Origin of the sequence: Microbispora sp. KK1-11 (genome assembly GCF_006874435.1) — a bacterium.
Taxonomy (GTDB): Bacteria; Actinomycetota; Actinomycetes; order Streptosporangiales; family Streptosporangiaceae; genus Microbispora; species Microbispora catharanthi.
Genome location: NZ_VIRJ01000044.1, coordinates 45,666 through 60,184 on the forward strand (window position 1 = coordinate 45,666; position 14,519 = coordinate 60,184).

17 protein-coding genes are annotated in these 14,519 nt (G+C 68.6%); 12 read left to right on the forward strand and 5 right to left on the reverse strand.

The window, feature by feature from the left end; all coding sequences use genetic code 11:
• Positions 1–129: 129 nt before the first annotated feature.
• The 5 genes from FLW16_RS39275 (at position 130) to FLW16_RS44195 (ending at position 5,553) form a co-directional block, all read left to right on the forward strand.
• Positions 130–1,521 carry an ABC transporter substrate-binding protein gene (locus FLW16_RS39275; protein ID WP_142566068.1) on the forward strand — a complete coding sequence of 464 codons (1,392 nt, stop codon included), beginning with the start codon at positions 130–132 and terminating at the stop codon, positions 1,519–1,521.
• Between the two features lie 72 nt (positions 1,522–1,593).
• Complete coding sequence (locus FLW16_RS39280; RefSeq protein WP_142566069.1) at positions 1,594–2,535, forward strand: carbohydrate ABC transporter permease; 942 nt, start codon at positions 1,594–1,596, stop codon at positions 2,533–2,535.
• Positions 2,535–3,416: a carbohydrate ABC transporter permease gene (locus tag FLW16_RS39285; RefSeq protein WP_142566070.1), complete on the forward strand. Its 882-nt coding sequence runs from the start codon at positions 2,535–2,537 to the stop codon at positions 3,414–3,416. The genes FLW16_RS39280 and FLW16_RS39285 overlap by 1 nt, the downstream gene beginning before the upstream one ends.
• A 49-nt stretch (positions 3,417–3,465) precedes the next feature.
• Entirely contained in the window at positions 3,466–5,193 is a 1,728-nt protein-coding gene (locus FLW16_RS39290) for an IlvD/Edd family dehydratase (RefSeq protein ID WP_142566071.1), read from the forward strand.
• 216 nt (positions 5,194–5,409) lie between these two features.
• The gene (locus FLW16_RS44195; protein ID WP_185949792.1) at positions 5,410–5,553 is read left to right on the forward strand and encodes a hypothetical protein; all 144 of its coding nucleotides are present in this window, start codon (positions 5,410–5,412) and stop codon (positions 5,551–5,553) included.
• 241 nt (positions 5,554–5,794) lie between these two features.
• On the opposite strand, the gene FLW16_RS39305 is transcribed toward FLW16_RS44195, so the two are convergent.
• Positions 5,795–6,556, reverse strand: a complete 762-nt coding sequence (locus FLW16_RS39305; RefSeq protein ID WP_142566073.1) for an SDR family oxidoreductase — start codon at positions 6,554–6,556, stop codon at positions 5,795–5,797.
• 408 nt (positions 6,557–6,964) lie between these two features.
• Here FLW16_RS39305 and FLW16_RS39310 point away from each other — a divergent pair, with 408 nt between their 5' ends.
• Positions 6,965–7,864 (forward strand): helix-turn-helix domain-containing protein, encoded by a 900-nt coding sequence (locus tag FLW16_RS39310; protein WP_142566074.1) that lies wholly within the window; start codon positions 6,965–6,967, stop codon positions 7,862–7,864.
• A gap of 695 nt (positions 7,865–8,559) precedes the next feature.
• Here FLW16_RS39310 and FLW16_RS39315 read toward each other — a convergent pair.
• The 4 genes from FLW16_RS39315 to FLW16_RS39325 all read right to left on the reverse strand — a co-directional run bounded on the left by FLW16_RS39315 (position 8,560) and on the right by FLW16_RS39325 (position 9,953).
• Entirely contained in the window at positions 8,560–8,892 is a 333-nt protein-coding gene (locus tag FLW16_RS39315; protein WP_142566075.1) for a YnfA family protein, read from the reverse strand.
• A 70-nt stretch (positions 8,893–8,962) separates the two neighbouring features.
• Positions 8,963–9,130, reverse strand: a complete 168-nt coding sequence (locus FLW16_RS44200; protein ID WP_185949793.1) for a hypothetical protein — start codon at positions 9,128–9,130, stop codon at positions 8,963–8,965.
• Positions 9,131–9,135: 5 nt separating this feature from the next.
• Entirely contained in the window at positions 9,136–9,582 is a 447-nt protein-coding gene (locus FLW16_RS39320; RefSeq protein ID WP_142566076.1) for a MerR family transcriptional regulator, read from the reverse strand.
• Complete coding sequence (locus tag FLW16_RS39325) at positions 9,579–9,953, reverse strand: hypothetical protein (protein ID WP_142566077.1); 375 nt, start codon at positions 9,951–9,953, stop codon at positions 9,579–9,581. Before FLW16_RS39325 ends, FLW16_RS39320 begins: the two co-directional genes overlap by 4 nt.
• Positions 9,954–10,183: 230 nt before the next feature.
• Between FLW16_RS39325 and FLW16_RS39330 the strand changes: the two genes are divergently transcribed.
• The 6 genes from FLW16_RS39330 to FLW16_RS39355 form a co-directional block, all read left to right on the forward strand.
• Entirely contained in the window at positions 10,184–10,459 is a 276-nt protein-coding gene (locus FLW16_RS39330; protein ID WP_142566078.1) for a heavy-metal-associated domain-containing protein, read from the forward strand.
• Between the two features lie 138 nt (positions 10,460–10,597).
• Positions 10,598–12,025 (forward strand): MFS transporter, encoded by a 1,428-nt coding sequence (locus FLW16_RS39335; RefSeq protein ID WP_142566079.1) that lies wholly within the window; start codon positions 10,598–10,600, stop codon positions 12,023–12,025.
• Positions 12,026–12,131: 106 nt separating this feature from the next.
• The gene (locus FLW16_RS39340) at positions 12,132–12,413 is read left to right on the forward strand and encodes a metal-sensitive transcriptional regulator (protein ID WP_142566080.1); all 282 of its coding nucleotides are present in this window, start codon (positions 12,132–12,134) and stop codon (positions 12,411–12,413) included.
• 24 nt (positions 12,414–12,437) lie between these two features.
• Positions 12,438–12,650, forward strand: coding sequence for a heavy-metal-associated domain-containing protein (locus FLW16_RS39345; RefSeq protein ID WP_142566081.1), 213 nt, complete (start codon positions 12,438–12,440; stop codon positions 12,648–12,650).
• Entirely contained in the window at positions 12,647–13,588 is a 942-nt protein-coding gene (locus FLW16_RS39350) for a hypothetical protein (RefSeq protein WP_142566082.1), read from the forward strand. The genes FLW16_RS39345 and FLW16_RS39350 overlap by 4 nt, the downstream gene beginning before the upstream one ends.
• A 29-nt stretch (positions 13,589–13,617) precedes the next feature.
• On the forward strand, positions 13,618–14,519 hold a 902-nt coding region (locus tag FLW16_RS39355; protein ID WP_142566083.1), incomplete at its 3' end, for a cation-translocating P-type ATPase.

Genomic DNA, 14,519 nt, shown 5'->3' on the forward strand with positions numbered 1-14,519 from the left:
ACATCAGAATCGGCAGGAGGGACAGGGGCGCGGATCGTGCCATCCGTGCCCCGTCCCGTCCGACAGTCCGGCCTCAGCGGCGGCGCATGGACCCTTGTGCGCTGTGATCCCGAAGGGGAGATCATGTCAATGAAGACGAAAAGGATAATCGCCACGGCAGCCGTGCTCGCCGCAGCGAGTGCGCTCGCCGCCTGCGCCCCCGACGTGGGCGGGGGCGGAAGCACCGCGGGCGGAAGCGCCCCGGCCGCGGACAACGCCGGCGGAAACAACGCGAGCAACTGCACGAACACGATCAGCAAGAAGGACCTGCCGGTCGTGACCTTCTGGGGCTGGTACCCCAACACGCAGCTCGTCGTCGACAACTTCAACAAGCAGAACAACGAGGTGCAGGTCTGCTGGACCAACGTCGGCCAGGGCGGTGACGAGTACGACAAGTTCCAGACGGCCATCTCGGCGGGCAGCGGCGCCCCCGATGTGATCATGATCGAGGCGGACCGGATCCCGACCTTCCAGATCCAGAAGGCGCTCGTCGACATCAAGAAGTACGGCTATGACGCCGTCAAGGACAACTACGGCCCGGGCGCGTGGAAGGACGTCTCGATCGGTGGTGGGGTCTACGGCGTGCCGGTCGACGGCGGACCGATGGCGATGATCTACCGCAAGGACATCTTCGACAAGTACGACATCAAGCCGCCGAAGACGTGGGCCGAGTACGAGCAGGCGGCGCAGAAGGTGAAGGACGCGGGCGGCCCGCTGTTCGGCGACCTGGGCGCGAACGTGCCGGCCGTCATGATGGCGCTGCAGATCCAGAAGGGCGCGGCTCCGTTCGCCTACGATCCCGCGCGGCCGGAATCGATCGGCATCAAGCTGAACGACCAGGCATCCAAGGATGTGCTCGACTACTGGGGGCGCCTCGCAAAGAAGGGCCTGGTCGGAACGCAGGACCAGTTCACGCCGGAGTACATCGCCGGTGTGGTCAACGGTAAGTACGCGACGTACATCTCGGCGGCATGGGCGCCCGGATACCTCACGGGTGCCGGCGTGGGCAAGGGCAAGGACACCGGCAAGTTCGCGGTGGCGCCGCTTCCGCAGTGGGATCCCGGCAACCCGGTGCAGGTGAACTGGGGCGGGTCGGCCTTCTCGGTGACGAGCCAGGCCAAGAACCCCGAACTCGCGGCGAAGGCGGCGTACGGCCTCTACGCCGACGAGGAGTCGCTCACCGACGGCTGGACCAACCAGATCATTTTCCCGCTGAATCTCAAGGCGCTCAACAAGCCCGACTTCGTGGACCTCAAGGTGGCGTTCTTCGACGGCCAGCAGGCGAACAAGGAGGTCTACGTCCCCGCGGCGAACGCCTACAAGGGTATGACCTACGCCCCGTTCGGCCAGTACTACTTCGACGCCATGACGAAGCAGGTCAGCGCCCTCATCGAGGGCTCCGTCACCGGTGCGCAGGCCGCTGACCGGATTCAGGAGGACGTGGTGAGCTACGCCAAGGAGCAAGGGTTCACCGTTCAGTGACAACACGGGTGGGCCGGTCCGTCCCCGGCCGGCCCACCCGTGACCCCCAGCATCGACTTTGCGGAGCCCAAGTTGACCCTCCTGACCGAGAAGAGTGCGGCGAGCACTCAAGAGCAAGCGCACAAGGTCCGCGGCAAGGTGCGCCTCCGTGAGCACCTGATGGGGTGGCTCTTCGTCGGGCCATTCGGGATCGTCTTCCTCGCGCTTCTCATCGCGCCGCTCGCGTACGCGTTCTACCTCAGCCTCTGGCAGAAGAAGCTGATCGGCGGCATCAGCTTCGTCCTCTTCGGCAACTACGTGAAGGCGTTCACCGACCCGACTTTCCTCTCCGGGGCGTGGTTCGTCATTCGTTTCTCGCTCGTCGCCATCCCGCTGCAGATCATCATCGCGCTCGCGATGGCCCTGATCCTGGACGCCGTGACCTCGCTGTTCACCCGCTTCTCCCGTCTCATGATTTTCCTCCCCTATGCCATTCCCACGGTCATCGGGGCCGTCATGTGGGGATTCCTGTACAGCAAGAGCTTCGGGCCGCTCTCCGACATCTTCGGGTTGTTCGGCGCCACCGCGCCCGACTTCTTCAGCAGCAATCTGATTTTCTACGGCCTGATCAACGTCGTCACCTGGCAGTGGGCCGGCTATTACATGATCATTTTGTATGCGGCGCTCCAGGGCATCGACCCGACGCTTTACGAGGCCGCCCGTATGGACGGCGCCGGAAAATGGCAGATCGCGCTTCGGATCAAAATCCCGCTGATCGCCCCCGCGCTGCTCCTGATCCTGGTCTTCTCGCTCATCGGCACCCTGCAGTTCTTCAACGAACCACAGATTCTGCGATACCTCGCGGCCGGCACGATCGCACCGGGATTCACCCCCAACATGTACGCGTACCAGCAGGCGTTCGGGCTCGCGAACTTCAACTACGGATCGGCGATCTCCTTCGCCCTCGGCGGGATCGTGTTCGTCTGCGTCTACGCCTTCCTGTTCTTCACCCGCAAGCGGAGGAGCTTCTTCTGATGACCGGCAGCTCCGGCGCCGGCGCACGCCGCCGTCCCCAACGCCACCTCCCTGTGCAGATTCTCCTCGGCTTCCTGGTCGTGTACTTCCTCGTGCCGTTCTGGTGGGTCATCGTCAACGGTTCCAAGGACGCCCCCGGCCTGTTCAGCGGCAGCAACACCCTGTGGTTCGCCGATCGGGTCGACTACTTCGGGAACCTCCAGCGACTGTTCACCTACGACGGCGGCATCTACGGCAGGTGGATCCTCAACTCCACGCTGTACGCGTTCGCAGGCGGGATCGGCGCCACGATCCTGGCCGTCCTGGCCGGCTACGGATTCGCGAAGTACCGGTTCGCCGGCAGGCGCTTCAGCTTCTCGATCCTGCTCGGCGCGTTGATGGTGCCCGCGACCGCCCTGGTGATCCCCACCTTCATGATGTTCTCCGGGCTCGGCCTGACGAACACGATTTGGGCGGTGATCCTCCCGTCACTGCTCAACCCGTTCGGGGTCTACCTGATGCACGTGTACGCGCGCGACGCGGTTCCCGACGAGATCCTGGACGCGGCGCGGGTCGACGGCGCGGGTGAACTGCGGACGTTCCTCCAGGTCGCGTTCCCGCTGATGCGGCCCGCGGTGGTCACGGTGCTGCTCCTGTCCGCCGTGGCGTCCTGGAACAACTACTTCCTGCCTCTCGCCATGCTCTCCGACAACCGCCTGTTCCCCGTCACCGTCGGCCTCGGCCTCTGGCAGGGAATCGCCTCGGCGAACAACGCGGGTAGTACCTCCCTTTGGAGCCTCATCATTCTGGGCGCGCTCGTGTCGGTGATCCCGCTCATCGTCGCCTTCTTCACCCTCCAGCGGCACTGGCGCGGCGGACTGTCCGTCGGAGGCCTGAGGTAGCCGCGGCCGGTCGTCCAGCAGTCAATCACAACGACAGAGAGGTGTTCCGATGTCGATGACGAATCGCCCGCTGCGCAGCCAGGAGTGGTTCGGAGCGGAGGGCCGCAACGGGTTCATTCACCGATCGTGGATGCGCAACCAGGGGTTCGCGGACGACGTCTTCGACGGCCGGCCGGTGATCGGCATCGCCACGACCTGGTCGGAGCTGACGCCGTGCAACGCCCACCTGCACGACCTGGCCGAGTCGGTGAAGCGCGGCGTGTGGGAGAGCGGCGGCCTGCCGCTGGAGTTTCCGGCGATGAGCCTGGGGGAGCCGCTGATGCGGCCGACGACCATGCTCTACCGCAACCTGCTGGCCATGGAGGCGGAGGAACTGATCCGGGCCAACCCGCTCGACGGGGTGGTGCTGCTGTCCGGCTGTGACAAGACCACGCCCGGGCTGCTCATGGGCGCGGCCAGTGTCGACCTGCCCACGTTGATGGTCACCGGCGGCCCGATGCTGAACGGCAAGTTCCGCGGCCGGGACATCGGCTCGGGCACCGACGTGTGGCGTTTCACCGAGGAGTTGCGCGCCGGCCGGATGACCGCGGCGGATTGCGCCGAGGCGGAAGTCTGCATGTCCCGCAGCCGCGGGCACTGCATGACCATGGGGACCGCCTCCACGATGGCCTGCGTGACCGAGGCCCTCGGCGTCCAGTTGCCGGGGGCCGCCGCCGTACCCGCGGTCGACTCCCGCCGGTACGCGCTCGCGCACGCCGCCGGGCGCCGCATCGTGGGAATGGTCGAAGAGGACCAGCGGCTGTCCACGGTGCTCACCCGGGAGGCCTTCGAGAACGCCATCCGGGTGAACGCCGCGATCGGCGGCTCCACCAACGCCGTGGTGCACCTGCTCGCGATCGCCGGGCGCCTCGGCGTCCCCCTGTCGCTGGAGGACTTCGACACGCTCACCGCCGATGTGCCCATGCTGGTGAACCTGATGCCCTCCGGCACGTACCTGATGGAGGACTTCGCGTACGCGGGCGGACTCCCGGCGGTGATGAAGGAGATCGCCTCCCTGCTGCACCTGGACCACGTCACCGTCAGCGGGAAGAGCGTGGCCGACAACGTCAGCGGTGCCCAGTGCTGGAACCGAGAGGTCATCGGCACGATGGAGGAGCCGTTCCAGCCCGCCGGGTCGGGGACCGTCGTGCTGCGCGGGTCGCTCGCGCCGTCCGGGGCCGTGCTGAAGGTCTCCGCCGCCTCGCCCCATCTGCTGCAGCACACCGGACAGGCGCTCGTGTTCGACCGGATCGAGGACTATATCGCCGTGGCCGACGACCCGGAGCTGGACGTCACCCCCGACACGGTCATCGTGGTGCGGAACGCCGGACCACGCGGTTATCCCGGGTTTCCCGAGGTGGGGAACGTGCCCATGCCGCGGCGGCTGCTCACCGAGGGGATCACCGACATGGTGCGAATCTCCGATGCCCGGATGAGCGGGACCGGCTACGGCACCTGCGTCCTGCACGTGGCCCCCGAGGCGTCGGTGGGCGGCCCTCTCGCACTCGTGCGTACCGGCGATGTGATTCGGCTCGACGTCCCGACACGGCGTCTGGACCTGCTGGTCGACCGCGCGGAACTCGAGCGCCGTCGCGCCGCCTGGCAGCCTCCGCGACCGGCGGCCGACCGGGGCTGGGTACGTCTGTACAGCGAGCACGTCCTGCAGGCCGACAGAGGCGCGGACCTGGACTTCCTCGCCGGTGGCAGCGGCAGCGCCCCGCCGCGCCACTCACACTGACCACTGCGGGATCTGCGGATGATGGTGGTTCACGTCGATGGACGGAGACATCGACGTGATCGCCGTCTTCCCCCGCCCGCGGGACTGCGTAGCCATTGCAGAATTGAGGTCGGCACCCCGGTGGAAGCCGCAGTGAAGTGTCCTGACATGTCGCGCGGGGCGCGTCTGAGCGCCCATAGTTCCGTCTCCACATCCCTGGCCCTGTGCGAGTTGCTCGTGAGCGGCTACGACAGCGAGGAGGCGGAGGCACAGGTGGACATCACGGCGGCAGGCCTGGCAGTGATCGAGGCGGAAAGTGGCGTACGTCTGGACGAGGACCTGATTGATAGCCCTCATTCGGCACTATTGATTCCCAGATAGAAGGGGCGCCGCCAATGCTCGCCGCGCGTACGTGAGTAGCTCGCCGAACTTCGGACGCTGGAGCGGGTGGTGTCGGCTGGAGGTGCCCGCGTCCGCCTCCGACGTCACCGGGTCCTCGATCCGGCCTCGGTAAGGACGAGATCCTGCCGGGCAATCGCCTGCCGGTCGGTCGAGACCCGCTTGCGGGGCCCGTCCGGGCCGCATTGCTGCCGCGTGCCGACGCCCCGAGCGGCTGTCGTGCCTACTGACGGCTCGGGAGCATCGCGAGCGCCTGCGACCGCTGGGCGACCAGATCGGCATAGGTGCCGTCGCGCTCGGCCCACCGGTGCATCATCACGCCCTTGACGAGGATCTCGTGCGGAGTGGGGTTGGTCTGGAGCAGGTCCATCACCTCGGTGACGAACTCGGCCAGGTCGAGCGCGCGGGGGTTGAGCTGAGCCTGCTCCGGCGTGGTGGCGACAGCCGGGGGGACGAGTTCGGACACCTCGATGCCGGTGCCGTCCAGTTGCGCGCGCAACGCCTCGGAGTAGGCGTGCACGCCGGCCTTCGAGGCTGCGTAGGTCGGCATGACCGGGAACGGAAGGAACCCGATACCCGAGGTGACCGTGATGATGGTGCCGGCGCCGCGCCCGACCAGGTGCGGGGTGAACGCGTCGATGACGCGGATGGTGCCAAGCAGGTTGGTGTCGATCATTTGCTGTGCGGCGCCGAAGTGCGCGGGATCGCGCAGGTCCTCAGGGATGCCGATCCCGGACATGGTCACGATCGTGTCGAGGCCCGGGTAACTGCGGAGGATCGTGTCGCGGGCACGGTCGACGCTGTCCTGGTCGGTCACGTCGATGGGAACGGTGCCGAACCCCTCAGTTGCGAGTCGGTCGAGCAGGTCGGCTCGCCGGCCGCCGATGACGACGGAGCTGCCGGCTGCGGCGAAGCGGCGAGCGAGCTCGAGACCGATTCCCGAGGTAGCGCCGGCGATGAAGACGGTGCGGTTGGTGATGTCCATTGATTGCTCCTGCTCAGGGCTCGCCGACCAGCGGCAAGCCGGTGGGCGCGGTCGATGAAGTGATGGGTTACGGTTCCCGTCGGTCGCGTCACACGGACGGGAAAGTGGCCGTTGCGTCCGCCCGGGCGCACGTCGCGATGGGGGAACACGGCTGCTTCCCGGCAGGGGCCGCGTACGCCCGTACGCAGTGCGTAGCCGTATGGCAGCGGAGACGCATCCGAGCCAACGCGGCGACAGGGCGGCGCGAGCTGCGACCAGCACGGTTTCGGCATCGCCGCCTTCGGCTCCTCTCCTGCGCGGCGACACCTTCAGTGTTGGCCCGTTCTCCGGATGGAGGCAGTGCCCCCGTCTTCCGGGGTCCTGTCAGGGCCCCCCTTGGCCGAGAGAGCCCGAAATACGATGGCGAACATGAGCGACGACGACCGCGCCAACCTGCTCGGCGGCTACCTCCGTGCCCGGCGGGCCCTGGTCACCCCGGAGCAGGCCGGGCTTGCGCCGGGTACGAACCGGCGCGTTCCGGGGCTTCGCCGTGAAGAGGTCGCCATGCTCGCGGGCATCAGCGCCGACTACTACCTGCGGCTGGAGCGCGGCCGCGACAAGAATCCCTCATCGCAGGTCCTCGAATCGCTCGCGCGGGTCCTGCACCTCGACGAGCTCGAACAGGAATACCTCCTTGGCCTGGCCGCCGCGCGCCCCAGGCCTCAGCGGCGTAGGAAGCCCGAACGTGTCCCCGCACGGTTGCACCAGCTCCTGGCGAGCGTGCAGGTTCCCGCCTTCGTGGAGGGGCGCGCGTTCGACGTGCTCGCGTCCAACCGGCTCGCGGTCGCGCTCTCTCCGCGCCTCCAGCCCGGGTACAACCGCCTGCGGTCGCTGCTGCTCGATCCCGAGGAGCAGGCGTTCCAGCAGCACTGGATGCGCTCCACGGAAGGATTCATCGCCGCCTTCAGGAAGTCCGTCGGGGACGACATCGACAACCCGCGGTTCGTGGAACTGGTGGGCGAGCTCGCCCTGTCGAGCGAACGCTTCCGAACCCTCTGGGCGCGCCATGACATCCGCAACCTCGAGGGCGGCACCACTACCGTGAACCATCCCGTCGTGGGTGAGCTGCGCCTGCACCGGGACAAGCTCCCTGTAGACGATCTGCTCCTGGTCCTCTACTACGCCGATCAGGGCAGCGAGAGCGACGAGAAACTACGCCTCCTCGCCTCCATGGCCCGGACAGCACCCACCCGGACGGGCGTCGGATCACAAGCGGCCGAACCGGACAGCCATCTCGAAACCCACGGCGACCTGCCCGCTGAGCATTAGCGTGTTCCTCGACTTCGCGACCTCTGTACTCGGACGGCGACGAGTGATGACGCAGGTCGTTACATGGGGGTGCGATCATCATGGCTATGACGTCGATCAGAAAGGGCTATGCCGCGTAGGCGCCCCTCTCAGGTTTGTGCACGTGGGTCGGTGTGCGGAACTCACAGAGCCTCGACCCATCAGGTCCCTGGCCTCGGCCGTCGTCCCATGGCCGCGGTGATCAGGCTTGAACACACCAGAATGCGGCCGGGCGAGGTGGCGGAGGCGTTGCTCGCGTGGACACAGGCGGTGATCCCCGGAACCGCGGACCGGATCGCACCGACATGCATGTGCCCTGAATGCTGCGGAGCGGCCCCACGCTGGAGGCTTGAACGGGCGCTCACGGCATTGCCGCCTTGGGCCAGGCCCTACCTGTACTCCTTGGTTCTTCCGCTGGACAGACGGTTTCTCGCCAGGACGTCGCTGGACGAGCATGCGTCGCCTGAGTGGCCATGGTGGCAGCGAAGGCGCTGACTGTCGCTGCCTGAACGTGAGCGGGGCGTCCGGCTCATGGATGTGCGGCGCAGGGGCGGCCCGAGCGGGCGCGGGGCCGGAGGCGCCGCCCTTGAGCTCATTCTGATGAAGATGAGGGCAGGTTCTCGGAGCTGCTCAGCGAGTGTCGGCGCCAAGTTGATCGGTCCACCCGCCTTGCTCGGTCAGCCACGTGGCACGTACATGATGATCAGGACGCCGGCCAGGCAGACGAGCGCGCCGATGACATCCCAGCGGTCGGGTCGGAACCCGTCGACGAACATGCCCCAGGCCAGGGACCCGGCGACGAAGACGCCTCCGTAGGCGGCCAGAATACGGCCGAAGTTCGCGTCCGGCTGGAGTGTGGCGACCAGCCCGTACAGGCCCAGTGCGACCACGCCGCCGCCGACCCACAGCAGGCCGCGCTGCTCGCGTACGCCTTGCCAGACCAGCCACGCTCCGCCGATCTCGGCGAGGGCGGCCAGGACGAAAAGCAGCAGGGAGCGGATGACGGTCATGGCCGGTAGTACAGCGCATGGCAGCGACCCATCCGCCGCCGGGTCACCCTCCTCGCCGCGGTGCGGGTGCTCAGCATCCGCAGCCGCTCCCGCCGCATCCGCGGCACGCCGGCACCGCCAGGGCGGCGGCGATCTTGCTGCGCAGCGGCGGGCCGTCACCGCCCGGCGGACGGCTGACGGCCTCGGTGCCCGTTGTGGTGAGGGGGACGGGGGCCGGATGGCCGGGGCGGGTGCTCACGATGGTCAGCCCCTCTCGGGGGTGTGGCCGGTGGCCAGGTCGGCGTACGGCAGCGGGCAGTCGGGGCAGGTGCAGTTCGTCAGGCTGTCGCAGCCTGCGGTGACCACCTGGGTCAGCGCGGTGCGGATGGTGGTCAGGTCGGCGATGCGCGCGTCCACCTCGGCGATCTTGGCCTGGGCGCGGGCACGCAGGTCGGGAGTGGGGTGACCACGCCGGCCGGTGTCGATCAGTTCGGCGACCTCGTCCAGGGTGAAGCCGAGCCGCTGGGCGGCCTTGATGACGGTCAGCAGGGTGACGGTCTCCGGCGGGTAGGCGCGGTGCCCGCCGGGACTGCGCGCCGGTTCGGCGATCAGCCCGCGACGCTCGTAGTAGCGCAACGTCTGCAGGTTGACCCCGGCCCGCTTGGCCACCTGCCCGCTGCGCAGGTAGGGCCCGTCGAGATGCTGCCTCACGCCGATCCTCGCGATGCGGCAGACCCCGATGCGGCCGCCGCAGCGGCGCGCGCCTGCAGCGCGTCCAGCACCTTGATCTGCGCCGACGGCACCGCCACGTCCAGTGCCAGACTGCCGTCGGCGACGGTCAGGGTGAAGGAGAAGAAGGAGCAGCAGCCGTTCTCCCGCGCGGTCAGCTCGGCCGTCCTGGCCGCGTGCTCCGGGCTGAATACGAGCTCCAGCCGCAGCCGCTCACGCCCAGGGCGCCGCACCGCCCGGACCGCCTCGGCGAACAGGGCGTCGAACTCGGCCGCCCGCAGCGGCTGCGCCGCGGTGGGCAGGGTGCATGCTGAGGGAGCCCATCCCTGGTCAAGGGCGATGTCCTGTGTCACGCCTCTGACGGTAAGCCTGTACCCGGGTACCGGATGCAACCCCTTTGCGCGCCGATGACCGTGGGGGCGGCGCGTAGGGGTCGCGTACGGAGGCGGGGTGGAGCACCACCGGCGGGTGATGCGCGCCTGAAGCCCGGTCACGTGCTCCGCGGCGTTGACACCCCCCTAGGGTATGCTATGGTCTCTCGCGACAGATACCCCATGGGGGTAAGCGACATAAGGAGGACGGCATGTGCACTGCATGTGCGTGCGGCACGGAGTCGGCTCAGACCGCGGCGGCCGCTGAGGCGAGTGCGGCGGACGGCAAGGTCTATTCGGTGAGCGGGATGACCTGCGGCCACTGCGTCTCCTCGGTGTCCGGGGAGATCGGCAAGGTCGGCGGCGTGACCGGGGTGGCCGTCGACCTGCCGACTGGCGCGGTCACCGTCAGCGGCGTGGGATTCACCGACGAGCAGATCCGCGCCGCGGTGGAACAGGCCGGCTATCAGCTGGCGAGCCAGGTCTAGCGGGTCGAGCCCCGAAGAAGGCGGTGGGCGTGCACTGGCATGCACGCCCACCTGTGGGGTCGGTCCGATTCGGCATCACACCCAACCCACTAGCGCATCCTCCCATCGCGGGGCGGACGCGAAGAACAGGAGTGCGGCATGAACGCCGTCAATCCGCGCAGGTGGCGGGCACTGGTCGTGCTCGCCGCGGCACAGTTCATGGTCATCATGGACACCTCGATCATCGGTGTCGCGTTACCCGACATGCAGCGCGACCTGGGTTTCTCCCCGGACACGCTGCAGTGGGTCTTCAACGCCTATGTCATCGCCTTCGGCGGCCTGCTGCTGCTCGGAGGTCGTCTGTCCGACCTGTTCGGCGCCCGAAGGATCTTCACCACCGGCTGGCTCATCCTGATCGCCGGGTCGGCCGTGGCCGCCGCGGCGAGCAGCCCTTGGGTGGAGATCCTGGGCCGTGGTGTGCAGGGCGTCGGCGGCGCGCTCATCGCCCCCGCCTCGATGACCCTGCTCATGATGCTCTTCGGGCACGATCCGCGGGAGCTCGGCAAGGCCATGGCCCTGTACGGCGCGGCCGCACCGGCCGGCGGCACCGCCGGGGTGTTCCTCGGCGGGGTCGTCACCGAGTATCTGAGCTGGCCGTGGGTCTTCATCGTCTACATCCCCATCGGCATCGCCACCCTGCTGGCCGTGCCCGCACTGCTGCCCGCGGTGGCCGGCAGGCGCGGCTCGGTGGACGTGCTCGGCGGGGTCGCCGTCACCGCCGCGATCGCCCTGGCCGTGTTCGCCGTCGTGCGGGCGCCCGAGCAGGGCTGGGGTTCTGCCGCGACGTTGCTGGAGCTGGCGGGGGCGGTCGTGCTGCTCGTGCTGTTCCTGCTCGTGCAGCGCGTGATCCGGGAGCCCCTCATGCCACTGGGGATCTGGCGGACCCCCGGGCTGGCCGTCGCCAACCTCGCGATGGCGCTGCTCGGCGCGGCCTGGATCCCGATGTGGTACTTCCTCAACCTCTACCTCCAGCAGGTCCTCGGCTACAGCGCCTTCCCCAGCGGAGCGGCCCTGCTTCCCATGACGATCGCGATCATGATCTTCATGATCGGGATCACCGCCCGGCTGCTCGGCAGGTTCGGCGCGAAGCCGCTGATCGTCATCGGGCTCGCGGTGCTGGCGGCGGGGGTGGCCGGGCTGTCCCTGGTGCGTCCGGACGGAACCTTCGTCGCCGACGTGCTGCCCGCCTCGCTGGTCGCGGCGGTGGGGATGTCCCTGGCCTACATCCCGGCGATGATGTCGGCGATGTCCGGCGCGCGGCCAGAGGAGAGCGGGCTGGCCTCGGGCATCGTCAACACCACCTACCAGATCGGCTCGGCGCTCGGCCTGGCCGTGATGACCGCGCTCGCCACCAGCGGGGGAGCGGCCGCCGCGAGTGGTCCGGCCGCGCTCACCGACGGCTTCCAGGCCGCCTTCGCCGGCGCGGCCGTCGTGGCGGCGGCCGGCGCCGTACTGACCCTGCTGCTCATGCGGAAGCCCGCATCGGCGGCGCACGCCGCGGCGGATGCCCAGGCAGCGCGAGTGTAGGTCCCACCGAGCGGGCCCGCCCTTGGTCGCGGTGGGCCCGCGAAATACCCTAGGGGGGTAGGGTGTTCAATAGACACAACAGACCTCAGCAGAGCAAGGCGGGGAGATGGCCGGATACACGGGGACCAAGGAAGACCACCTCAGGCGGCTGCGCCGGATCGAGGGACAGGTCCGCGGACTGCAGCGGATGGTCGACGAGGACAAGTACTGCATCGACATCCTCACCCAGGTCTCGGCCGCCAACAGGGCGCTCCAGGCGTTCGCCCTGGAACTGCTGGACGAGCACATGGCGCACTGTGTCGCCGAGGCCATCGCCAAGGGGGGCACCGAGGCCGACAACAAGATCAAGGAAGCCTCCGACGCCGTCGCCCGTCTCGTCCGTTCCTGACCGATCAGAAGAAGGAGAAGCGTCATGACCACCGCTACCTACACCGTCACCGGCATGACCTGCGGCCACTGCGTCAGCTCGGTGAAGGAGGAAGTCGGCGAGGTTCCCGGTGTCACCGGCGTCGAGGTCGATCTCGCCACCGGAATCGTGACCGTAGAAAGCGACAGCCCCCTCGACACGGCCCAGATCAGGGCCGCCGTCGAGGAGGCCGGATACGAAGTGGTGGACAAGCAATGAACACGCCAGCCCGGCTGGGCGCCTATGTTCTCGGTCTCGCCGTGGTCTTCGGGGGAGCGTTCGGCGTCGGCGGCGCCGTCGGCGCGACCGGACCGGCGCCCGCGAAGAACAGCCATGGGGAGCACACGCCCCCTTCACAAGCCGCGCAGAAGACGGAACACGTGCCGGGAGGACTCCAGGTGTCCCAGAGTGGCTACACCCTCACCCCGCAGACCACGACCATCACCCCCGGGACGGAGACCGAGTTCCGGTTCACCGTGAACGGCCCCGACGGCCGCCCGGTGACCGCCTACCAGACCCAGCACGACAAGCAGCTGCACCTCATCGTGGTCAGCCGGGATACGACCGTCTTCCGGCACGTGCACCCCGAGCTGTCCGGCGACGGGATCTGGTCGGTGCCGCTGACGCTGCCCGACGCCGGCGCCTACCGGATCTTCGCCGACTTCGCCCCCCAGGGCGGCGAAGGGCTGACCCTCGGCGCCGACCTGTACGCCGCCGGAGACTACGCGCCCCGGCCGCTCCCGGCGCCCAGCCGTACGGTGACGGTCGACGGATACACCGTCCGGCTCGACGGCACTCTCATACCGGGCGCGGCGAGCAGGCTCACCGCCGAGATCAGCAGGGACGGCAAGCCCGTCACCGACCTGCAGCCCTACCTCGGGGCCTACGGGCACCTGGTCGCGCTGCGCGTGGGCGACCTCGCCTACCTGCACGTGCACCCCGACGGCGCTCCGGGTGACGGCGTCACTCCCGCCGGCCCGGGCATCACCTTCTACGCCGAGGTCCCCAGCCGCGGCGACTACCGGCTCTTCCTCGACTTCCAGCACGACGGAACCGTGCGCACCGCCGCCTTCACCGTACGGGCGGAGCAAGCCTCAGGGGCGGTTCCGACCGCCACGGCGGACCACGGATCCGAACACTCCCACTCCGGCCACTGACACCGGGCATGACGCAGAAAGGAGGGGTGATGGCCTCCATCACCGGCGACAAGCCGTCCGCCAACGGCGGCAGCGTCGAGCTTTCGATAGGCGGCATGACCTGCGCGTCGTGCGCCAACCGGATCGAGCGCAAGCTCAACAAGCTGGAGGGTGTGTCCGCGACGGTGAACTACGCCACGGAGAAGGCCAAGGTGACCTTCCCCGAGGGCCTGGACCCCGACCTGCTTGTGGCGGAGGTGGAGAAGGCCGGATACACCGCCAAGCTGCCCGAGCCCCCGAAGCCCGAGCAGGCTGCCGGGGAGCCGCAAGACGAGCTCGGTCCCCTGCGGACCCGGCTGCTGGTCTCCGTCGTGCTCGCGGTGCCGGTGATCGCGCTGGCGATGATCCCGGCGTTGCAGTTCACCTACTGGCAGTGGTTGTCGCTGACGCTCGCGGCCCCGGTCGTGGTCTACGGCGGGCTGCCGTTCCATCGGGCGGCGTGGACGAACCTGCGGCATGGCGCCGCGACGATGGACACCCTCGTGTCGTTGGGCACGATCGCGGCGTTGGGCTGGTCGCTGTGGGCCCTGTTCCTCGGAGATGCGGGCGTGCCCGGCATGACCCACGGGTTCGATCTGACGATCTCCCGCAGCGACGGCTCCGGCAACATCTACCTGGAGGCCGCGGCGGGGGTGACCGCGTTCATCTTGGCCGGGCGGTATTTCGAGGCTCGGTCCAAGCGGCGGGCGGGTGCGGCGTTGCGTGCCCTGCTGGAGCTGGGCGCCAAGGACGTCGCCGTGCTGCGCGACGGCCGGGAGGTGCGCATCCCGGTCGAGGAGCTGGCGGTGGGTGACCGTTTCGTGGTCCGGCCGGGGGAGAAGATCGCCACCGATGGGGTGATCGAGGAGGGCAGCTCGGCGGTCGACGCTTCGATGCTCACCGGTGAGTCGGT